The organism is Microcystis sp. M31BS1 (genome assembly GCF_020245285.1).
In the GTDB taxonomy this organism is placed as follows: Bacteria; Cyanobacteriota; Cyanobacteriia; order Cyanobacteriales; family Microcystaceae; genus Microcystis; species Microcystis panniformis.
This window is the reverse complement of the sequence record NZ_JADBVE010000365.1, coordinates 1-20,801: the sequence shown is the minus strand read 5'-3', so window position 1 is coordinate 20,801 and position 20,801 is coordinate 1. Positions and strand designations below refer to the sequence as shown.

19 protein-coding genes and 1 pseudogene are annotated in these 20,801 nt (G+C 40.5%); 12 read left to right on the top strand and 8 right to left on the bottom strand.

Annotated elements, in window-relative coordinates:
• Window positions 1-390 precede the first annotated feature (390 nt).
• Both secA and IM509_RS20545 read right to left on the bottom strand, forming a co-directional pair.
• Window positions 391-3,207, bottom strand: coding sequence for a preprotein translocase subunit SecA (gene secA, locus IM509_RS20550; RefSeq protein WP_072924942.1), 2,817 nt, complete (start codon window positions 3,205-3,207; stop codon window positions 391-393).
• 870 nt (window positions 3,208-4,077) lie between these two features.
• A complete protein-coding gene (locus IM509_RS20545) occupies window positions 4,078-7,293 on the bottom strand; it encodes a type ISP restriction/modification enzyme (RefSeq protein WP_185237338.1) in 3,216 nt (1,071 codons plus the stop codon).
• A gap of 174 nt (window positions 7,294-7,467) precedes the next feature.
• Here IM509_RS20545 and IM509_RS20540 point away from each other — a divergent pair, with 174 nt between their 5' ends.
• The 5 genes from IM509_RS20540 (at window position 7,468) to IM509_RS20520 (ending at window position 10,848) form a co-directional block, all read left to right on the top strand.
• Window positions 7,468-8,184: a DUF433 domain-containing protein gene (locus tag IM509_RS20540; protein ID WP_052276061.1), complete on the top strand. Its 717-nt coding sequence runs from the start codon at window positions 7,468-7,470 to the stop codon at window positions 8,182-8,184.
• Entirely contained in the window at window positions 8,181-8,603 is a 423-nt protein-coding gene (locus tag IM509_RS20535) for a PIN-like domain-containing protein (RefSeq protein WP_052276060.1), read from the top strand. Before IM509_RS20540 ends, IM509_RS20535 begins: the two co-directional genes overlap by 4 nt.
• 253 nt (window positions 8,604-8,856) lie before the next feature.
• Window positions 8,857-9,093, top strand: a complete 237-nt coding sequence (rpmB, locus tag IM509_RS20530) for a 50S ribosomal protein L28 (RefSeq protein WP_002732080.1) — start codon at window positions 8,857-8,859, stop codon at window positions 9,091-9,093.
• 144 nt (window positions 9,094-9,237) lie between these two features.
• On the top strand, window positions 9,238-9,504 hold the full coding sequence (psaK, locus tag IM509_RS20525) for a photosystem I reaction center subunit PsaK (RefSeq protein ID WP_002734065.1): 267 nt from the start codon (window positions 9,238-9,240) through the stop codon (window positions 9,502-9,504).
• Window positions 9,505-9,711: 207 nt separating this feature from the next.
• A complete protein-coding gene (locus IM509_RS20520) occupies window positions 9,712-10,848 on the top strand; it encodes an amino acid ABC transporter permease (RefSeq protein ID WP_052276059.1) in 1,137 nt (378 codons plus the stop codon).
• Window positions 10,849-10,879: 31 nt separating this feature from the next.
• Here the strand turns inward: IM509_RS20520 and IM509_RS20515 are convergent, their stop codons facing one another.
• A complete protein-coding gene (locus IM509_RS20515; protein ID WP_004157920.1) occupies window positions 10,880-11,125 on the bottom strand; it encodes a ssr2422 family thylakoid membrane protein in 246 nt (81 codons plus the stop codon).
• Between the two features lie 58 nt (window positions 11,126-11,183).
• Window positions 11,184-12,359 carry a DUF4336 domain-containing protein gene (locus IM509_RS20510; RefSeq protein WP_052276058.1) on the bottom strand — a complete coding sequence of 392 codons (1,176 nt, stop codon included), beginning with the start codon at window positions 12,357-12,359 and terminating at the stop codon, window positions 11,184-11,186.
• A gap of 58 nt (window positions 12,360-12,417) precedes the next feature.
• Between IM509_RS20510 and IM509_RS20505 the strand changes: the two genes are divergently transcribed.
• Complete coding sequence (locus IM509_RS20505) at window positions 12,418-13,680, top strand: YcjF family protein (protein ID WP_052276057.1); 1,263 nt, start codon at window positions 12,418-12,420, stop codon at window positions 13,678-13,680.
• Between the two features lie 11 nt (window positions 13,681-13,691).
• On the opposite strand, the gene IM509_RS20500 is transcribed toward IM509_RS20505, so the two are convergent.
• Both IM509_RS20500 and IM509_RS20495 read right to left on the bottom strand, forming a co-directional pair.
• Window positions 13,692-14,153, bottom strand: a complete 462-nt coding sequence (locus IM509_RS20500) for a hypothetical protein (protein ID WP_052276056.1) — start codon at window positions 14,151-14,153, stop codon at window positions 13,692-13,694.
• Between the two features lie 13 nt (window positions 14,154-14,166).
• Complete coding sequence (locus tag IM509_RS20495) at window positions 14,167-15,003, bottom strand: ATP-binding cassette domain-containing protein (protein WP_002787179.1); 837 nt, start codon at window positions 15,001-15,003, stop codon at window positions 14,167-14,169.
• 364 nt (window positions 15,004-15,367) lie between these two features.
• Here IM509_RS20495 and IM509_RS20490 point away from each other — a divergent pair, with 364 nt between their 5' ends.
• The 6 genes and pseudogenes from IM509_RS20490 to IM509_RS20470 all read left to right on the top strand — a co-directional run bounded on the left by IM509_RS20490 (window position 15,368) and on the right by IM509_RS20470 (window position 18,123).
• Window positions 15,368-15,682: a DUF433 domain-containing protein gene (locus tag IM509_RS20490; RefSeq protein WP_052276055.1), complete on the top strand. Its 315-nt coding sequence runs from the start codon at window positions 15,368-15,370 to the stop codon at window positions 15,680-15,682.
• Window positions 15,683-16,033: a DUF5615 family PIN-like protein gene (locus IM509_RS20485; RefSeq protein WP_052276054.1), complete on the top strand. Its 351-nt coding sequence runs from the start codon at window positions 15,683-15,685 to the stop codon at window positions 16,031-16,033.
• Between the two features lie 59 nt (window positions 16,034-16,092).
• Window positions 16,093-16,176: pseudogene (locus IM509_RS24415) on the top strand (BrnT family toxin); the annotation flags it as partial.
• Window positions 16,177-16,233: 57 nt separating this feature from the next.
• Window positions 16,234-16,449: a hypothetical protein gene (locus IM509_RS24210; protein WP_024970209.1), complete on the top strand. Its 216-nt coding sequence runs from the start codon at window positions 16,234-16,236 to the stop codon at window positions 16,447-16,449.
• Window positions 16,446-16,865, top strand: coding sequence for a type II toxin-antitoxin system VapC family toxin (locus IM509_RS20475; RefSeq protein WP_052276053.1), 420 nt, complete (start codon window positions 16,446-16,448; stop codon window positions 16,863-16,865). The genes IM509_RS24210 and IM509_RS20475 overlap by 4 nt, the downstream gene beginning before the upstream one ends.
• A gap of 421 nt (window positions 16,866-17,286) precedes the next feature.
• A complete protein-coding gene (locus IM509_RS20470) occupies window positions 17,287-18,123 on the top strand; it encodes an AbiJ-NTD4 domain-containing protein (protein ID WP_052276052.1) in 837 nt (278 codons plus the stop codon).
• A 39-nt stretch (window positions 18,124-18,162) separates the two neighbouring features.
• Here IM509_RS20470 and cdd read toward each other — a convergent pair whose 3' ends face one another.
• A complete protein-coding gene (gene cdd, locus IM509_RS20465; RefSeq protein ID WP_052276051.1) occupies window positions 18,163-18,564 on the bottom strand; it encodes a cytidine deaminase in 402 nt (133 codons plus the stop codon).
• A gap of 586 nt (window positions 18,565-19,150) precedes the next feature.
• The gene (locus tag IM509_RS20460) at window positions 19,151-20,278 is read right to left on the bottom strand and encodes an NAD(P)/FAD-dependent oxidoreductase (protein WP_052276049.1); all 1,128 of its coding nucleotides are present in this window, start codon (window positions 20,276-20,278) and stop codon (window positions 19,151-19,153) included.
• Window positions 20,279-20,801 lie beyond the last annotated feature (523 nt).

Here is a 20,801-nt window from a genome sequence, read left to right as displayed (position 1 = left end):
AGTCCTCATTGTCGGTGTTTCTGCAAATGTGAGATGCACCCAAATTGCGGTAGAATTTTCTTGGGGATAATCTCCTAAGTTCTGACTATCCACTGCCGATTCCCGCAAAGGATAGCCATTTATTCTATCAGATTGAGAAGATATTACTTATGATAACACTTGTGACTATATTTTTCACTGCCTTGCTCGCAGTTACGGATTTTACTTACCAAATTTTGATTCATTTTCCCATACAAATCCTTAATTCTTTGGGGTCGTTGCTGTCCTATGGAGTAATCGGACTGATAATTTTAGTCCTAGTGTGGATTGTGGGTGACTGATTTCTCGGTAGAAAAAAATGAGAGAATCAGCCTGAGCCAATTCTCCCCAATTTCAGCCAACTTTTAATTTTTACTGTTCACTAGCCACTGCTTGGGGTTGTCCTTGCGGTTGGAATTGGAACAGGGAATAAACCACGTTGCGACGGATATCAATCATCATTTCTAAAAACATCTCGTAGCCTTCCTGTTTATACTCAATTAGGGGGTCTTTTTGACCGTAACCGCGTAAACCAATCGACTCGCGTAAAGCTTCCATAGCTTGCAGATGTTCGCGCCATAACATATCGATTTGTTGCAGAATAAAATAACGTTCGGCATCGCGCATTAAACCGGCGCGAATATTATCCACTTGACGTTCTTTAATTTCGTAGGCTTTGCGAACTTCTTCGTGTAGGAACATCTTGATATCATTAACACTCATATCCTCGATATCTTTAGCGGTAATATCTGCCAACAGATGGACGAATTCCTGAGACTTACTAATCAGTTTTTCTAAATCCCATTCTTCCGCCGGCAGTTCGGGATTCACATAAGCCGTGACGATTTCATCCATGGTTTTTTCGGCGTATTGCAGCACCTGTTCTTTTAAGTCCATCCCCTCCAAAACCCGACGACGTTCGGCATAAATAGCGCGCCGTTGATTATTCATCACCTCGTCGTATTCAAACACCTGTTTCCTGGCATCATAATAGAAGGTTTCCACTTTTCTTTGCGCTCCTTCCAGAGAACGAGTTAACATTCCCGATTCAATGGGCATATCTTCTTCCACCCGGAAGGCATCCATTAAACCCGCCACGCGGTCGCCCCCAAAAATCCGCAATAAATTGTCTTCTAGGCTTAAAAAGAAGCGTGTGGAACCAGGGTCGCCCTGTCTGCCCGCCCGGCCTCGCAATTGGTTGTCAATACGGCGGGATTCGTGGCGTTCCGTCCCGATAACGTGCAGTCCGCCCCTTTCTACTACCTCATCGTGTTCTTTACCCGTGTAATCTTCATAACTTTTGCGAATTAATTTATAGACTTCCCGTAACTTTTGAATAACCGGGTCATCCGTCGGGGCTTTTTCGGCTGCGATAGCGATTTTTTCTTCTACTTCTAATTCCGGTAAACTTTGAGTTCCGTGGGTATCAACGGCAAATTTAACCGCTTCTTTCAGGGCATTTTCTACCTCTTTCGGTAACTCGGTGGGAAAAATTTCTGCTGAGGCACGCCAGTTTTTTTTCTTTTTATCCGGAGCGAATCCTTGGGGGCGATTGCGTTCGCCTAAACTGGGTAAACTAAAGGCCAAATTGTCATCCTCGGGCATAACTAATTTGGGCATTAAATACTCGCGAATTTTCAATCGGGCCATATAGTCGGAGTTACCACCGAGGATGATATCGGTTCCCCGTCCCGCCATATTCGTAGCAATAGTTACGGCCCCGGCCCGGCCTGCTTGGGCGACGATTTCCGATTCCCGTTCCACGTTTTCTGGACGAGCATTAAGTAAGTTATGGGGAATCTTTCTTTCCTGTAATAACAGCGAAAGCACTTCTGATTTTTCCACACTGGTGGTACCGACTAAAACTGGGCGACCCTGTTCGTGCATTTGTTGACATTCTTCGGCGACGGCGTTCCATTTTGCCTGTTCATTTTTATAGACCACATCGGCTAAATCTTGCCGACGAGAAACGCGGTTAGTGGGAATAATTGTTACTTGCAGGTTATAGACTTTTTCTAGCTCCGTTTCTTCGGTTTTGGCCGTCCCGGTCATGCCAGATAATTTCGGATAGAGCAGGAAAAAGTTTTGATAGGTAATCGTGGCTAAGGTTTGGGTTTCCTGTTGAATTTCTACCCCTTCCTTAGCCTCCACTGCCTGATGTAAACCATCGCCCCAACGTCGCCCCGGTAATACCCGTCCGGTGAATTCATCAACAATAACAATTTCACCGCTGCGGACGATATAGTTAACGTCTTTTTTCTGGAGTTCTTTGGCGCGAATAGCGTTAGAAATATAATGCGCCCAGGGATTTTCTTGGTCGTATAAATCGGTAACTCCTAATAGTTCTTCCGCTTTTTTAAAGCCTTCATCGGTCATTAAAACGTTACGGTCTTTTTCGTTAACTTCGTAGTCTCCCGGTCCGTCTTCTACTTCTTGGCGTACTAATTGCTTGGCGATTTCGGCGGCGAGAATATATTTTTCTGTGGGCCGATCGATCGCTCCTGATATAATTAATGGAGTTCTGGCCTCATCGATAAGAATTGAGTCCACCTCGTCAATAACGCAGTAGTTAAAGGGTCTTTGGACAACTTCCCCCATCACTGTAGCCATGTTATCGCGCAGATAATCAAAGCCGAGTTCGCTGTTAGTGGTGTAGGTGATGTCACAGGCATAATTTTTCTTTCTTTCTTCCGGACTCATGCCGGCTTGAATTAGTCCCACACTTAACCCTAAAAAGCGGTGTACCTGCCCCATCCATTCCGCGTCACGACGGGCGAGATAATCGTTAACGGTGACGACGTGAACCCCTTTTCCGGTCAATCCATTCAAATAAGCGGGGAGAGTGGCAACCAGGGTTTTTCCTTCCCCGGTTTTCATCTCGGCGATTTGTCCTTTGTTCAGTACCATTCCCCCCAATAACTGCACGTCAAAGTGACGCATCCCTAAGACTCGGATTCCCGCTTCCCGGACAATGGCGAAAGCTTCGGGGAGGATTTCCTCGAGAATCTCCTCTCTTTCGTCATAATTTCTCGCTTTGTCCAATCTTTCCTTAAATTCGCTGGTTTTGCTCCTTAATTCCTCATCGGACAGGTTTTTAATGTCTTCTTCCAGCAGGTTGATTTCGGTGACGAGGGGCTGAAATTTTTTAATTTTGCGGGCGTTGGGGTCTCCGAGTAGGGCTTTTAACATAGCAGTTTTTATTCTCTCGCTTCGATTGGCTCTTGGTCTGTGGTGTTAACAATTGTATCACTCTGGTTGGGAGTGGAGAATCATTTATCGGTGAACAGGGACGGCGTTGTCAGATTCAGAAGAGGAAAGATGCAATGCTCCCAACTGATTCGGAGCATCTTTCAATTTGACAACGCCGATTGTAGGGCTAATTCATGAATTAGCCCTACGCCGATTGTAGGGCTAATTCCACTGCTAAATCGAGCGACTCTTGTTCCCCACTTAAGGCCAACTATCGGCACTATTCGTTCATTAAACACTAAGTAGGGAGGCACAATTATTTGTAGGATGGGTTAGCGTAGCGTAACATGAGCGGGCGTTGGGTTTCATGCTTCAACCCAACCTACGTTCATCTTATCTTTAATTCCACCCACCCACTTAATTGTCAAGATGCCATGTAATCTTTCCTATCAAAGTAATTTCATTTCCGGTGCTGATTCGGAGCATCTTTCAATTTGACAACGCCAAAATTTTTGAGACATTTCAATATAAATTTAAACGGCAACCGCATCAAAAAAGGAAGAAAAACCCTAATAAATATAACCTAGAAGACGCTTTATCTGTGGTTGAAACCTGCGATAAAATATCAATCTAGGGTTTGCGGCAAAAAGTACGGGCGAAGCATTCGGATAGAAAATCTCCGGTTTCACCGATAGGTTATTGCCCGAATGCTTCGCCCCTACAGGACGCGGGCCGATGAAAACGCAAGGTTTTGAAGCACGATTCTCTCAAAATCTTGCACCTGTACTGATTATTGATTCTCCCTTTTACCTGTCCTGATATGTAGCCTATAGTCAACGGATTTAGAGTTAATCTTCTCTCACCGGTGGCTTAACTAAAGGGGAAACCACCATATTTATTGATAATTATATCTATGGTTTCCATAATTGCGATCGATTCTCCCAAAATGGAGATAATTTTTTGATAATGTTCTAGGTCATCGTAGCTAAGGTGGCGACCTTTGCGGTCTTTTAGCCACTTCTGACACACTTGATAACCGCCGATATAAAAGTTCCAAATTTGGGGCGGAATCCCCGCAAAATACTGGTCAGAATTAATCGAAATTTGTTGTTTATTTTCGTCATATTTCACCTGTTCGACTAGATTGGAACCCGCCACGGGATAACTACTAATTTCTTTTCCCGTTGCTTTCATTAGGTGTAAATGTACTAATTTGTCACCTTTTTTGACTAATTCCCAGAATAATTCTTGATTACTGGTTAGGGGAACACGAGGAAAGTCTATTTTTAAAAATTCGGCGTAACGTTGGCGATATTGGGGAGAGTGAAAGACAGCATAGATATAGTTAAAAATGTCTTCCGGTCCAAAGGTTTTCTTTTCGTCTCCTTTGCCATCACTGATAAATTCTAAGTCAAGTTTTGCCGAAAGTTCCTTAATAAATTCTGGTGCTAGATTGGGACGGCGAGACATTCCCATGTCTTTCTCTGCCTGAGTTTCAGGATAACAATATAATGGCATAGTGTATCCTCTTTCTCTACTTTTGTTTGAAACATAGGAATCGTCTGTAAGCTGATTAGTAATTAAAATATGTTGCCAAGTTTCACTGACTATTTGTCTGCATATATGAAATCCTAAATTATTTTCTTTTAGGTGACGCATAGTATCAATTCTTGCTCTACAGTGAAACCCACCTGAATTACCTGTATAATAGGTATATCTTTGATCAAAAGGTCTATATGAAATGGGTAAGAGGTTATCTTTAGATAAATTTGATTGCTTAACATCTTTCTGTGCTAAATCTATCTTCCAATCTTGAGAATCTTTACCTAAATTATATTTAATCCTAGCTTGTTCTGGACTGAGCTTGACAAAATCATTGATTATATCCCAAATTTCTTTTTTATTCCATTGAATTGTTAAACTATCTCTAGCTGTGACGATACCAACACTATTAATTGGCATAATTTCAGTAATCTTCCAAAATTGATCGTATTCCGAGCGCAGATTAATATTCTGAGGTTTAAATAGATAAAAAGGAGAATCAGGTTGTAATTCTTGCCAAGAAGTAGAACAAAGATCATTTTCCTCTAACCAGTGATACTTACCACCGACAATAACTTGATTCTCAATCATCTCTCTTTTGCCCCATAAATCAGCATGATAAACTTTAGCTAAATTTGAAGAACCATTGTGATATTTAATAAAAATACCAATAGCTACACCTTGCTGAATATCAAACACATTTTGATCCGGTGAACCGTCGGGACAAGCTTCTTTTTTCTTACTGTTGCCGTGTAAATCGAGGATATAAATATCATCAAAAGTTTTTAATAAACTTTGACGCATTCCCCGAAAAGTTGGGTTATCCAGATAACCATGATTAGTAACAAAAGCTAAAATTCCGTAACCAGTTTTCTCGATGCGCCATTGACTAAAGCGAATAAATTTTACATAATCATCATTTAACCATTTGGGATTTTTTTCGCCTAAAGGTTGCTCATCTACTTCAAAATAACTAGCAGTTTTTTCTCCAGAAATAATATCTTTTCCCTTCAATAATTCCTTAATCCATTCTCCTGTATTTACGGAATGTCCAGAGTAGGGAGGATTACCAATAATCACCATAACCGGATGTTCTTGCTTAACACCTTGCGCTGACTCTGCTTCATCGCGAATACGATTTAAAAAACCATCAGCAGGGGGAATTTGAAAAGCTTCCTGTAGGGTGTTAGTGAGATAGATTCCCAAGCGTTCATCGGCACTAAAATCATAGCCTAATTCCTGAAGTTGTAAACCTAACTTCATGTGTGCCACGGTGTAGGGAGCCATCAGTAATTCAAACCCAAAGAGACGGGGTAATAAATGTTTACTGACATAACTAGACCACATCCCTTTCTGTTGACGAAAACTATCATAGATATGGTCGATAACAGAGTGTAAAAAAGTGCCAGTTCCCACAGCAGGATCGAGAATTAAAACTTGGTGAACTTCCTGAGTTTCTTGGCTATCATTAGGATTCTTAATCGTAATTTTTTTGGCATCGGCCAAACCTTTAGGAATCTGAAACTTATTTTTTAGAATATAGTCCACACTGCGAACCATGTAAGAAACCACGGGTTCAGGGGTATAATAAACCCCCCTAGACTCACGCATTTTACTATCGTATTCGGCTAAAAAAGTCTCATAAAAGTGAACCACAGGATCCTGTTTGCGCGTGCGTTTTCCAAAGCTGCCCAGAATCCCCTCCATATCCGTTTGTTGTAAAATAGTGGCTAGAGTATCCACGGCCCAAGTAATCCGCTCATCTAATTCTGTACCAGCAATTTGATGAAAAATTCCCCGCAAAAAAGGGTTAGTTTTCGGCAGTCGAAATGCTGCCGTTTCCCTAGAAAAAGAACTTATTTGATCCGTATTACAGCGTGATGCGAATAAACCATAACAGATTGTTTGTGCATACATATCGGCAAACTGCGCTTCATTGAGATCACTAATTAAAACTCGTTGAAAAGATTGCAATTGTTGCCGCAACATTCCCCCGCAATCTTGATCTTTTAAAGCTTGGCCGATTGCATCTCGAATTAACTGCGCTAAAGCGGCCATTTTTTTGGCTAATTCTCGCGGTGTTGTGATCTGAATAACTTTTGAGAGGAAAAATTGACAGAACAATTGTTCTACTTGTAAAATACCCTGGGAATCAGGTTTAATTTGCTTTTTTTGATTAAGACTTGCCACGGCAGCTGATAGACGCAATTCTCCCGATACATACCAACGAAATTCTAAATGATCGGTGATAATTAAATTACCCAAAGCCTGTAAATAACGTTTTATTTGGGGAGTATTTTCAACCTTTTTGAGAGAAGTTCCGATATCTTTTGCTTCCAGATGGCCAATTTCTACCATACCCTGATTAATCACAAAATCTGGAGCGCCACAAGCAATCCTTTTGGGTTCATTGAGAGCTTGTAGGTTATTATTTAGGGATTCAATTAATTTTTTTAAAGCAGGACGATAACTGTGTTCTGTGGCGTTACCCTGTTGATAAATGCCCGTGATTTCCTCTAGATATTTTGGCAGTGAGTTACTCATTATCGTTGCGACATACAAACGTTCTTCTATAGATAAAATATAACCTCATTTAGCCCCAATGTCCACTGAGATGCCCTCATCCTGCTTTATCCCTATCCTCAAGGATACCAAAATTAGCTAGAATGAAATAATAGGCGATAATCTCATCCCAACAACTTCACCAAAATATTAACGATGGTCAAAGCATCATCTCCCTTATCTCTAGAGCATCTCTATCATGTTCCCACCTACACTATAGCCGATACTGCGCGCTATCTCCATATTCCTTTGCCCACTCTGAGAACGTGGGTACGAGGACGCACCTACCCCACAAAAAAAGGACAAAAAGAGTTTTTACCCCTCATTCAACGACCTAATCCGAATATTCCGCAACTTTCCTTTACTAACTTAGTGGAAGCGCACGTTTTAAGAGTTATTCGCAAAGTTCATAACATCCCTCTCGATAAAGTTAGACTGGCCCTAGACTATATTAGTGAACAATTTAACACCGATCATCCTCTAGTTCAAAAACAATTTAGTACCGATGGAACTGACCTTTTTATTGAACAATTTGAACATTTAATTAATGCCTCCCGTTCGGGACAATTGACGATGAAACAATTCTTAAATAATCTCTTAACTCGTATTGAATGGGATGAACAAGATATCGCCACACGGCTTTTTCCCACTATCGACATAAATGGGGAAGACTTCAGCAATAAAGTCCTAAAGATAGACCCTAATATTTCCTTTGGAAACCCCGTGATCACAGGAACAGGAATTCCCACTAAAGTTGTCACAGAACTTTATGATGCGGGGGACTCTATAGAAGATATTGCCAATGATTATAATTGTCAACCTTGGCAAATTGAAAAAGCGATTTTATTCGAGTGCAATTGGCAAGCGGCATGACCTATCAATACACCTATTTTATCGACCGCGCTTTAGGAAAATCTATCGGTGAAGCTTTGCAAGAAATAGGGGTTAAAATTGAATTTCATCATGCCCATTTTGCCCCAGATGCACCGGATACGGAGTGGCTACCTATTGTTAGTCAAAGAGGATGGATAGTATTAACTAAAGATGTAAACATTGGTAGAAATATTTTAGAAGTTCAACAGATAGCCCGTTATCAGGCTCAAGTATTTGTTCTAGTTTCTGGCAACTTACCTCGTCAAACCATGGTTAATATTTTTGTCGAAACAATCGATAAAATTGAAAAAATAACTCAAGGTAATCAAGCCCCTTTTATCGCCAAAATATACCAAGATTTTCAAGTAAAATTGTGGAAAAACAAAAATGAATTAACCAGAATAATAGAAACTATGTAAAACTTATTAAAATATTTTTTATTCAGTAAAAAATTACAGCTAAATTTGTTGACAATATTCTCACCATTACCTTTGATGCAATTGTCGAAATTGTCTGAGCAGTGAACCGGTTTAATCAACTTCTTAATCCCCCCACTTGCTGTTAAATTTATCTCCGTTCACTTCACCCAGGGGAAGGGGGGACTTCTGGCGAGATTTGAGTTAAACTAGAAAGGTTGACTATTGACAAACATCGATCGCACAGGAGTAAATTATGTCTAGAGTCTGTACTATGACGGGGAAAAAGGCCAATAACGCCTATGCGGTGTCCCACTCCCACCGTCGCACCAAAAAATTACAAGAAGCTAACCTACAATGGAAAAGAGTTTGGTGGTCGGAAGGCAACCGTTGGGTAAAACTACGCATCTCCACCAAAGCTATCAAAACCATTGAAAAGAAAGGATTAGCCGTCTTCGCTAGAGAAGTAGGCTTAAACTTAAATTTGTACTAAGCGAGTAGTTCATGAGTGGAGACGAATCGGCCTTATTGTTGACTCCTCTGCTTTTGATTATTAAGTATTGCAACAGGCCGTGATCTGGGGTGAAAACTACCTTTAAGATTAAAAACTTAAAACGACCTGTTCAGGAGAATTTCAATGTATTCAACCCTATTAATGGCCGCCACCGCCGTACAAGGTTCCAGCGAATGGAGTCCCAAAGTGGCGATTGTCATGATTATCTGCAATATTCTCGCTATTGCTTTCGGTAAAGCGACTATTAAACAACAAAATGTCGGTCCTGCTTTACCTTCCCCCGCTTTATTCGGTGGTATGGGATTAGGCGCTTTACTGGGTACTACCAGTTTTGGTCATGTCCTCGGCGCCGGTGTCATCCTCGGTCTTTCCCGTCTGGGGGTTATCTAAATATGTTTTGATTTTCTCAATCGGTGGCCAAAAGTCACCGATTTCTTTTGTGAAAAATTCTCGACTATATAAGTAGGTAGGCGTTAAAAATTATCAGACACCCCCGTTATCAAGGGTAGGGTTGATTCATGAATCAACCCTACCTTATCAAGGGGGATCAAGGGGGGATATAGGGGGGATTTAATTAGAACCAGCTACTTAATAAATATGACTCTACCTCAAAAAAATTCTTTTTGGTACGATGAGCGATTTCAGAAGATTTTTCTACAGGTAATTATTCTGCTAATTGTCTGCCTAATTTTCTGGTTTTTTGGCCGCAATTTAGTGATTAATTTCCAACGTTTGCGCCTAAGTTTTGGCTTTGGCTTTCTCTTTGATCCTGACCGACCAGCCTCTTTTGCGATTGGTGACTCTCCTATTGCCTACAGTCCCACCGATACCTATTTTCGCGCTCTTTTGGTGGGATTAGTTAATTCCCTCCGTATTATGATTAGTGGCATATTTTTGGCGATTAGTCTGGGAATAGTCATCGGGTTAGGTCGTTTGTCCGATAATTGGTTAATTCGTCAGTTGGCAACAATTTATGTGGAAACTATTCGCAATACTCCTTTATTATTACAATTATTTTTCTGGTATTTTGCTGTGTTTCTGAAACTGCCGAAAATTGAGGACTCTCTAGAGTTTTTTGGCAGGGTATTTTTAAATAACTCAGGAGTCTATTTACCTTTTCCTGCCAATAGTTTCAGGACATGGTTAGCCTTAGCTATAATGATTTTAGGAATAATTATCTCAGTATTTTTATACCTAAAAAATAAACTTGGTTTATGTCTAACTAGCCTACTAATCCTAGTTATAATTCCTCTAATCTGGGGTTTACAATGGCAAAGTCCCCAAGTTAATCCTCTTAATCAAAATATTGACTTCGGTTTACATCTTTCTTCTGAGTTTGCTACTCTCCTAATCGGTTTAACTGTTTATACAGCTGCCTTTATTGCGGAAACGGTACGGGGAGGGATTCAATCGGTTAATCGGGGACAATGGGAGGCAGCTAAAGCCTTGGGATTAAAACCTTTATTAGTGATGAGATTAGTAATTTTTCCCCAAGCTTTGCCGGTGATTATTCCTCCTTTAACTAATGAATGTTTAAACCTTGTTAAAAACTCTAGTTTAGCGATCGCTATCGGTTATAATGATATTTATGCTATCTCTAGTACCATCGCTAATCAAACAGGAAAAGCTGTAGAGATGTTAATAGTAGTTATGGCCACCTATTTATTCTTTAATCTGGTGATTTCTCTGGCTATGAATCAATTAAACCAACGGGTAAAAATTCAGGAAAGGTAGCCTAACGCACCAGAATTTAGCGATAAATTAATTAATGAGCATTAGCAGAATATAAAGCGGTGATAATTGCTGTCACCGCAGGACTAAGACTAGATAAAACCACCACGGAAGCGGTGGCAATGATGATAGTAGTAGCCATTCTCACCATACCATCTGTACCTTTTTGATAGGCATCAAATTTATATTCTAATCGGTCAACTTTTTGACCAAGTTCTTCTCGCAATTGAATCAACGCTTCTCTGATGTCATCATTACTGGGATTTTCGGGAATTTGCATAACCTTAATTAGCAATCAACTAACAACTGCATATATTATAGCAGTTCTTAGCCATAAATTACAATTTTTTATCAGGAGGAGGAGTCAATCGCCAACGCACTAAAAAACTATCAATACTTTCTAAACATTCCAAGTCATCTTTAGGTAAATAAGAATCTTTTAACAAGAAAGAAAAAGCCTGCTGAAACTCTTGACTATCAGCTTGAATCGGACTAGCAAAATGACAAGGAATAACCTGTTTAATCGGCCATTGAGAAATTCTATCAACCCATTGACTAACCTCGTCAGTAGTGCGATTAAGAATCAAAGTTTGCAAAATTGGGGCTACTATTAACCTCCCCTCGCGACGCAAATTTAAAAAAGTCCTTTGCCAATCATCACCCCATTGAAAAGGGAATAAACCAAAATAGGCTTTTTTACTCTTTTCCTTAGCAGTAAAAGCATCTCGAAAGACCTTAATCCAATTGGGAACAGCTAAAACAGGAGGTTGAAAATAAAGAGCAAAAAGACAAATTCTTTGCCAACCCCGACGGCGATTTTCTGGGGTATCCTCCACCAAATCCTTAGCCGTATTTTTAGCGTGAAACAGCAGCGGATAGGGGTCTAATTCTAAAATAGCGGGGGGATTTTCTGGGATAGAAATAATGCCATCAGTCAGCAGCAGAGTTTGAGAGTAGTGATGAAAAAAAGCCACCTCCGAGAAGTATCCCACATTCAGATCGATTGCGGGTAAAATTTCATAACTAAAATCTTTTCCTAAAGGAGTAGTTGCCGAGTCAGCAGGTAAAATTTCCGTTCGTTTTGCTGGTAAACCCAACCAACTCAAAGGTAAATTAAGAGGAAAACTCCATTGATTAGGAGCAACATAAACTATAGCCTTAGGAAAATAACGGGCAAAAGGACCCACAAAAACCTTATGTTCAATCCCAGAAATCGTCGGCAAAATAATATATTTAACTTCCCCGTGTTCACTTTCCAACTCACGCATTAAGCGAATACATTCAGGAGTCGGGGCCACTGGTGCATAAACAAATAAACCCCCAGATGCTAACTTAATTACCGTCATGCGAATCGGCACGACCACATAGAAAATACCCTGCAATTGCTCAAATGTCCAGAGCGTATCTTTCACCACTTCTTTGCGAATTGTCCGTCTTTGACCGTAGGGATAAAGTGGTACAATTGGCCAAAAAGGCCATGATAAATCTTGCGGAGTTATTGCGGCTTTTGTCATCGTCTGATTCTATCGCTGAAAATCTCTATTTTAGTTATCATAAACCCTTCTAATCCCCATGACTAATAAACTGCCCATTGATTCTTTGGTCAATACTTGGAATAGTCTCACGGGGGAAGTGATGAAAAGACTCCCCATCGACCAGTTGACTAATACTGTCCTCCAGTGGTTTAGTGTTAGTGACACTCAAGTGGCGGAAATTTTAGAAAAAGTCCGTCAAGAATTACCCACCACCGAGGCGCTGTTAATCGGTAAACCCCAAACGGGAAAAAGTTCGATTATTCGGGGAATAACGGGAGTTTCGGCGGAAATCGTCGGGCAAGGTTTCCGTCCCCACACCCAAAACACCCAGCGCTACACCTACCCCGCAGAAGATTTACCCCTGTTGATTTTTACCGATACGGTGGGGTTAGGGGATGCCTATCAACACACAGAGACGATAATCGCGGAATTATTAGCAGATTTAGCCGAAAACACGGGACGCGCCCAAGTTTTTATCGTGACGGTAAAAATTGATGATTTTGCCACCGATAGCCTTCTGGAAATTACCAAGCAACTGCGGCAAAAATATCCTAAAATACCCTGTTTACTGGCTGTCACCTGCCTTCATCAGCTTTATCCTCCTAATACCGTTGATCATCCCCCTTATCCTCCCGATTTCGAGGATATCAATCGTGCCTATCAAGAAATTAAAGAAACTTTTAAGGATTTATATGACAATTCTGTGGTAGTCGATTTCACCCTAGAGGAAGACGGTTACAACCCCGTTTTTTACGGTTTAGAGGCATTTAGAGACAATTTAGCTGATTTATTGCCAAAAGCCGAGGCTAACACCATCCACCAACTTTTAGATCGGGAAACCAGCGATAAATTAGGCCATCTCTATCGGGACGTGGCCCGACGCTATATGTTAGCCTTTTCCGTCATAGCGGGAACCTTGGCGGCGATTCCCTTACCCTTCGCGACTATGCCCGTGTTAACCGCCCTACAAGTGTCAATGGTGGGGGTTTTAGGTAAATTATACGGTCAAGTCTTAACCCCATCCCAAGCCGGTGGAATTGTCAGTGCGATCGCTGGTGGCTTTTTGGCCCAGGCCATCGGTCGGGAATTGGTGAAATTTATCCCCGGTTTTGGCAGTGTCATCGCCGCTTCTTGGTCCGCTGCCTATACCTGGGCCCTAGGAGAGGGTGCTTGTGTCTATTTTGGCGATTTAATGGGGGGTAAAAAACCCGATCCTAAGAGGATTCAAAGGGTGATGAAAGAGGCTTTTTCTGCTGCCCAAGAAAGATTTAAAAATGTCGCTACGGGAGGAGATAATTGAGCTTATAAATATCAAAAGAATTTTCTTTTTTTGACCAGATTATTGTAGTGCTGTAGAGCATATTCTGCATCTGATAAACGCAAATCTACTTCAAGATTGCCGAAAAAACCTCCTGCCATGGTAGTATGTTCCTGAGCTTGAGAGGCAGCCCGTATAACTTTCTCAAGTTTTGCAGATATTATTGAAGCTTTTCTTTGTAGTAATTCTAGCCTTGGCTGTTGTATTCCAAAATAAATGTAAATTATGAATGATTGCGAAACGATAGTTATTATAAGAATTGTAATAATTGTAATTATTTTTGTAGAAAATAACCAATAAACACCCATCGTCCAGGTAAATGTTAACAGCAACCATAAAAAATCGAAGTTTCTTTGCTGCCTATCTATTTGTTCGCATATATTAAGAAGCTTCTCAGAGTATTCATTTAACAAAGAGATAATCAGCTTTCTGTCTTCCTGATCAAAAATAGCCATTAGCTTACTTCTCCTAAACGCTCAATGAGATTTGAAAAAGAGACTCGATCGCATTAAGAAAATACCTAAAATTGGCAACTTTTAATCGTTGATCATAACCTTGGGTAGTTGGTATCAGTAACTCATTATCTCCTGAAAGAAAGTTTTCCATTACTAATGAAGTAGAGCGATATTCATGAATAAAATTGTTTGCTCCTCGCTGATTACGAATATTTTGGATAAGTTGTTCATAGGCTCCCTCAACATAGTGTTTATTAACCTCTAACCTGTTGTTCCACCATAGATCCTGCTTGGTAACTAAAGTAATTACTACGGTTTTTCTTTGATCAGCAATTGATAAATGTGGCTCTATTCTTCTTAAAACATCTAACTCCCGATTACGACAAACTGCCGCATATTCTCTTAGAAACTCCTCTAAAGTCATACCACTTTGATACAGCCGGTGCTGAGTATAGCTAAACTCTCCAAAGGAGTGATAACCCCATGACACCACATGAATAATTAGCTTAATTTTTCCACCGACCAAAGTTCTTAAAAGATCATCCCAAGTATCTTCTCGACGCTTTTGGCCGGGGGCAACTATTACTGAGCCAATCTTATTACTTTCCAGCTTGTACTGTTCAATTGATATTGACTCTTGATAAGTTTGCAGGAGACCGCTTAACTCAAACTCACCCGATAATAGCTTACCGAGGGTGCTTTTACCCGTGCCACCAGCACCAAAAATTGCAATTTTTAATTCTCCATTCTTCAATAAATCAAAAATTCTCTTAAATGTGGGAAATAGTTTCTCCGAAATCTCAATTACGCCTACGCCTGTACCAATTGCCTCAATGGTTTCAACAAACATAATTGACTTCCATAGGGTTACTAAATTAGTTTAACTTAATTGATCAACTTTGGTGATTGTATGATACTGCCAGCCCTAATCTGAATTGGGACATATTGCGATATTTCTGTCTAACCAAATTGATCTGATCCAGAATTACACACCCATTATAACAGACTGAAGAAATCTTCGGCCATCAGAAACGAGAATAATAGCGATCGCATCTGTTCAGTGCGAAGTCTGACTCCTCACCTAACGGTCTAATGTATCAGACTTATCTGAAATGACTATAACTTTTGGATGGGATGCACAATTGGCATTCATATCTTGATTCAGCAACACCTAAAACTGTTAGAATAGGTCAAGTCAATTAACTAGAGGCCCTATGTTAGCTCTAACCTATCCACACATAGAAAAAAGTGACGACCAACCCGCACATTTACAAAGATTACCGCGTATCCGGGTTGCTCAAATTGTCATGGACTACATCGCCTATGGTTGGTCCGTAGAAGAAATCTGTCGTCAACACCTTTATTTAACCCTAGCCGAAGCTCATGCAGCCATGGGTTACTATTTTGACCATCAAGAAGAAATTGACCAAGAAATCACCCTGGAATGGCAACAAGTACAAGAAAATATGACTCATCAAGCTGCCAAGTCGCCTTTTTATATTCGTATGAAAGCAAAAGGGCTACTGTAAATGACTATTGCCTTGTACATGGATGTTCATGTTCCCCAAGCAATTACCGAACAGTTGCGTCGCCGAGGCATAGATGTATTAACAGCATTTGAAGACGGAACCGAACAACTACCTGATGATCAACTTTTGCTAAGAGTAACTGAGCTTAAGCGCATTCTCTTTACCCAAGACATTCGCTTTAGAGTTTTAGCGGAAACTTGGCAACTAACAGGCAAACCGTTTTCAGGTTTAATTTTTGGTCATCAACTTGGAGGCACTATTGGTCAATTTGTCAAGGATTTAGAATTGATTGCTAAGGCTTCTGAACCTGACGAATGGCTCAATACAGTTGAATATATCCCGTTCAAGTAATAGACAAAACATATCAAAAATGTGCCATCAGTTTCAGTGAGTAGCAGTATAATGGCTTTATGCAGTTTGACTGGGATAAAAATAAGGCAGAACGCAATCTATCAAAGCACGAAGTCTCAATTGAGGAAGCAAAAACTATTTTTGATGATTATCTCTATGTTGAATTCTACGATACAGATCATTTAGAAGGAGTTGATATTATGTTAGTTAAAGGAATTAAAAAAGGCAAAATTATTGAGTTATTAGAGGAAGTTGATTTTCCCGATAATGAAGAGATATTAGTAGAGATTAGAGAGGTTAATGATTTTTGGTCAGCCTTGCAAGATTTTAGGCAAAGGGTAGATTTGGCAAGTCTTGATGATGATACTTTTGATAATTTACGGGACAAGTCAACGGGGAGAGATGTTCATTTATGACTCTCAAGTATTTACTAGATACTAATGTTTTGTCAGAGGCTAAACGACCTCAACCTAATCAGAAGGTCATGACAAAGCTCAGGTTATCTAAACGGGAAATAGCCACAGCTACTCTGGTTATCCATGAGCTATTATTTGGTTGTTTTCGACTTCCTTTGTCCAAAAAACGCCAAGACCTAGAAGATTATGTAAATAATGTTATTTTAGCCAATCTACCTTTATTCGATTATGACTTAAAATCAGCCCAATATCACGCACGGGAAAGGGCAAGCTTATCTAAAGTTGGTAAGAGTCCTGCCTTTGTCGATGCTCAAATAGCGTCTATTGCTTTTACCAACAATTTGACTTTAGTTACCAATAATGTTGACGATTTTAAAGATTTTCAGGGTTTAGTGATTGAAAATTGGTTTCTCTAATCTAGGGTAAGTGCATCTTGACAATCCTTGACAAAATGAAGTTTATTGAGGTTGCTTACCCAGAGGACAATTCAGGCATATTTGCTTATAATTTGCCATCTCAATTGTTAAGCAATAATCGACCAAATGGGTCGAGTTCGTAACTTTTATGATTGACTGGTATTACTTGAAATGCCTACACAGCAAGCGACTCACAAAATTGGCCAATTGTCAATAGCGTTTGAGATACGCTCACCCTGTCTTTTTAATCTACCCAGAGAGTTTACCAGTATCATGATATAACCTCACTTAAACTATTGATTTCTCACTCCTTTTTCTCTGTTCCCTGTTTTCTCAAACAAGAGACTTGGTACTTCAACAGGATGAGAATTGCTATAATTGAATTAATAGTTAGGGGACAAAATTATCCAAAAAGAACACAATGACATTTTCACAACGAAAAAATATTCAACCGACGGAGGTTCCTGTCCAGATAGATTCTATGGATAGGGGATTGCGTAATGGGTTATGGTCTGCTATATCATTAAAATTTGTAGAACCGGGTTCTTTGTACTACGTCCAGAAAGGCAATTGTCGCCATGAGATTGTCTTAAGGCGGTTATGGCATAATTATTTTAAGATGCCACTTGATGAATGCCCAACTTCTTGGCCTAAACTTGTTGAATTTATCCGTGAGCGCTTTTTCCAGTTTAAGTGGAACGAGGTTTACGATTTCATCGAATGCCTGATATCTTCTTTTGACGAAAAGGACGAAAACATAGTTAGGAGTATGACCGAATTTATGAACAGTGTTATGGAACGAGACAACTGTGGCTATAGAATTGTTGATGGAAAGGTGGCAGACTTAATTGATGAACATACAAGAGATTCTATTGAAAATGCGGCAAACCAAAATCAGTTTGCTGGTGCTGCCACGCATATAACAACATCCGTTAGATTTCTTTACGATAGAGAAGACCCAGATTATCGTAATTCAATAAAAGAATCTATATCTGCGGTTGAATCTGCCTGTAGAGACTTTACGGGTGATCCAAAAGCTACACTTGGGAAATCAATCAAGAAAATTGAAGAAATGGGGTATCTTCATCCTGTCCTAAAGGAGGCTTTGTCCAAGTTATATGGATACACAAGCGATGAATCGGGAATACGCCATGCACTGACTGATCATAGCGCCGTAACAAAAGATGATGCGGTATTTATGCTTTCGGTTTGTTCAGCATACATTAATTATCTCATAGCCAAAAGTGCCTCAAGGTGATGGCGTTGTAGCACCTTAAACCCTATACTTTACCCACAGTTAAAAACGAAAGGAAAAAGGCAGTAAATCCGAGAGATTAAAACAATAATTTTGCTGAGTTCCACAGATAATAATCTCCGCTTGCGGTGCTAATTCGGCTATCCATTGACGACAGGCTCCGCAGGGAGTTAACTGACTAATATCATCCTTCCCATCGATACAGGCTATAGCGATCGCCCGTACTTCTCGATCGCCCGCTGCGATTATTTGCGCTAAAGTTGCCCTTTCCGCGCACAAACTCAAGCCATAACTAGCGTTCTCTACATTAGTACCAGCATAAATCTTTTTATTTGTCAAGACCGCTGCCCCCACCCGAAAACGGGAATAGGGAGAATAGGAAAGTTTCGCCACTTCCCGAGCAGTGTCACAGAGTTGTTGTCTTTCTTGGTCAGATAGGGTCATCGGCTGCCGATAACAGGGAGTGGGGAATTGGGGAATTGGGGTGTGGGGTGTGGGGAGTTTTCTGAGTGAACTGATAACTGATAACTGATAACTGACTCCTAACCCAATGGTAGATGTTGGATTGTTGCAGGAGTTCTATTCTCCGACAAAGATAAGCAAAAATTATTTATTGACTGCAAAAACTTGAGAATATTTAAATTAACATTACGCAATATTTATAAATTCTTAAAAATTAATTGAGAAAGATTTTTATTTAACAACGATGTTATGAAGGTAACAGCGATTTGATAGAATTTCATAATGGGTTGTTTTGTGCCTTTTTGGACAGCAGTGCTTGAAACCCTTGCCACACCTAGAAGGTGATCCTAATTAAGACGGGTAAATCAGTCAATTTCACCCACAACGATGATCTTTTTTTTATGTAGTTTTATTGCAAAAAAAAAGTTTTTTTGACAAAAAGCACAAAGTATGATAAGAACCCAACGTATTTCTGGCTGCGAGTAATTATTGTAGAGAGGGGAGAGGGGAGAATAAATAAAAATAATCTCCTGACTCGGAGAATACTGACGACCGACTCCTAACCCCATCAACAAACTTTTTCAGTAAACCCTAACTTACCACTTAACATTTCCCTGACCATTTTAGCGGTAGCAGGGGCCAATAAAACCCCGTTGCGGTAGTGTCCCGAGGCCAGAATAACGTTATCGTATCCGGGCAAATATTCGATGATGGGAGCGGATTTTTTCTCCGGTCGCGGTCGCTTACCGGACCAAGTACGCACGATCGCACCCGCAGCCAAAGAGGGACAAAAAGCGATCGCTTTTTGATACACTTGTTCTAATAGGGCAGTATCAGGGATAATTTCGCCCTTTTCGTCCATAAATTCCACCGTTGCTCCAATCCAGTATTCCGCTCCGGCCAAAGGCAGAATATGCAGGTCATTTCCCGTTAAAATCGGCTTAAAATCGGAACTTTCTAAAGGTTGCGTCAATTTTATCTGTAAAGCCTGCCCTAAAACCGGTCGGATCTCCACTGGATGGCTAAGAGTTTCAGTTAAAGCAGTGGAACCGATTCCCGCAGAAAGAACCAAAAAGTCGCTTTCCTCTATACCATTGGAACTATAAACGTGGGTGCATTGCCTCAAATTAGAGCCATGAAGCTCTGTCTTCCCGAAATTTTCAACTTTTACCCCAAATTGACATTTAACCCCCCTTCTTGCCGCAGCAGCGACGAGAGCCTCCGTGAGCAGGACCGGATTAATTTGATGATCACTGGGAGAATAGATGGCACCATGGAGATGCTCCCCGGCCACCTGGGGACATTTTTGCTTCAAAGTCTCTTTATCCCAGATTTCTAGACAATATCCCTGTTCTTGGCGGATTTGGGCTAACTTGCGCCAATTTTCTTCGTCTTCGGCACTCGATCGCAGGAGGACAATGCCATCACGGTAACAGGGAATAGTCAGTCCGGTGAGGGATTCTAGCTCAGGAAGGAGGGTTTCATAACGTTTTAAACTTTCTTGCCGCAGTTTCCAGGCTCTACCTTTAGTTTTATGGCTGATAATCCCCATTAAAATCCCTAAAGCTGCCCCGGTTGCTCCTTGTCCCGGTTTTTTTTCATCGATGAGGGTAATTTCTAATCCTTCGATGGCGCTCAATTCGTAGGCAATGGTGGCCCCTACTATACCCGCACCGATGATGACAATTTTAGTCATAAGACCTCTTGCAAAAATCAAAAATCTTCCTTTAGGTGAGGAGTCAGGAGCCAGTAGCCGGTCGTCAGGAGAATTAAGAATGAGCATTAATCAATTAAATGCTCTATTTAGGGATTTTACGCAATTTTATGTCTATTTTTCTCATTTTTGAACTCTCAAAAATTAATTATGCAAGAACTCTATAAACTCTAGGGGCTATTTTTCTAGCAGCAACAGGACTAAAAAAGGGTTGAGGCTGCATCTCACATTTGCAGAAATACGGACAATCAGCAATTATCAGTGACTTTTAAATTATTACAAATATATCAGCAGCTGCGTGTAAGCATCCCACCGGAAAACTAATGCGCTCCGGGGTTTGGGGGCGGCGCCACGCCCCAACGGGTAGGGCTGTTTCATTCTCCCATCAGAATATCAAAAGTAAAAGCGATCACTATCAGGTAAAATGAGAAGTGACCGGCAACTTTTAAAATATATGTTGAGCTTAATAGAAAAACTGAAACAAGTCAAGGACTTTCGGAAAGAT

Excerpts from the sequence above, each read along its gene's own strand:
- IM509_RS20540 (WP_052276061.1), top strand. The coding sequence starts at position 7,468 with ATGGTCAAAGCATCATCTCCCTTATCTCTAGAGCATCTCTATCATGTT.
- IM509_RS20535 (WP_052276060.1), top strand. The coding sequence starts at position 8,181 with ATGACCTATCAATACACCTATTTTATCGACCGCGCTTTAGGAAAATCT.
- IM509_RS20505 (WP_052276057.1), top strand. The coding sequence starts at position 12,418 with ATGACTAATAAACTGCCCATTGATTCTTTGGTCAATACTTGGAATAGT.
- IM509_RS20475 (WP_052276053.1), top strand. The coding sequence starts at position 16,446 with ATGACTCTCAAGTATTTACTAGATACTAATGTTTTGTCAGAGGCTAAA.
- IM509_RS20495 (WP_002787179.1), bottom strand. The coding sequence starts at position 15,003 with ATGTTTGTTGAAACCATTGAGGCAATTGGTACAGGCGTAGGCGTAATT.
- IM509_RS20470 (WP_052276052.1), top strand. The coding sequence starts at position 17,287 with ATGACATTTTCACAACGAAAAAATATTCAACCGACGGAGGTTCCTGTC.
- IM509_RS20460 (WP_052276049.1), bottom strand. The coding sequence starts at position 20,278 with ATGACTAAAATTGTCATCATCGGTGCGGGTATAGTAGGGGCCACCATT.
- IM509_RS20500 (WP_052276056.1), bottom strand. The coding sequence starts at position 14,153 with ATGGCTATTTTTGATCAGGAAGACAGAAAGCTGATTATCTCTTTGTTA.
- IM509_RS20490 (WP_052276055.1), top strand. The coding sequence starts at position 15,368 with ATGTTAGCTCTAACCTATCCACACATAGAAAAAAGTGACGACCAACCC.
- cdd (WP_052276051.1), bottom strand. The coding sequence starts at position 18,564 with ATGACCCTATCTGACCAAGAAAGACAACAACTCTGTGACACTGCTCGG.
- rpmB (WP_002732080.1), top strand. The coding sequence starts at position 8,857 with ATGTCTAGAGTCTGTACTATGACGGGGAAAAAGGCCAATAACGCCTAT.
- secA (WP_072924942.1), bottom strand. The coding sequence starts at position 3,207 with ATGTTAAAAGCCCTACTCGGAGACCCCAACGCCCGCAAAATTAAAAAA.
- IM509_RS20485 (WP_052276054.1), top strand. The coding sequence starts at position 15,683 with ATGACTATTGCCTTGTACATGGATGTTCATGTTCCCCAAGCAATTACC.
- IM509_RS24210 (WP_024970209.1), top strand. The coding sequence starts at position 16,234 with ATGTTAGTTAAAGGAATTAAAAAAGGCAAAATTATTGAGTTATTAGAG.
- psaK (WP_002734065.1), top strand. The coding sequence starts at position 9,238 with ATGTATTCAACCCTATTAATGGCCGCCACCGCCGTACAAGGTTCCAGC.
- IM509_RS20515 (WP_004157920.1), bottom strand. The coding sequence starts at position 11,125 with ATGCAAATTCCCGAAAATCCCAGTAATGATGACATCAGAGAAGCGTTG.
- IM509_RS20510 (WP_052276058.1), bottom strand. The coding sequence starts at position 12,359 with ATGACAAAAGCCGCAATAACTCCGCAAGATTTATCATGGCCTTTTTGG.
- IM509_RS20520 (WP_052276059.1), top strand. The coding sequence starts at position 9,712 with ATGACTCTACCTCAAAAAAATTCTTTTTGGTACGATGAGCGATTTCAG.
- IM509_RS20545 (WP_185237338.1), bottom strand. The coding sequence starts at position 7,293 with ATGAGTAACTCACTGCCAAAATATCTAGAGGAAATCACGGGCATTTAT.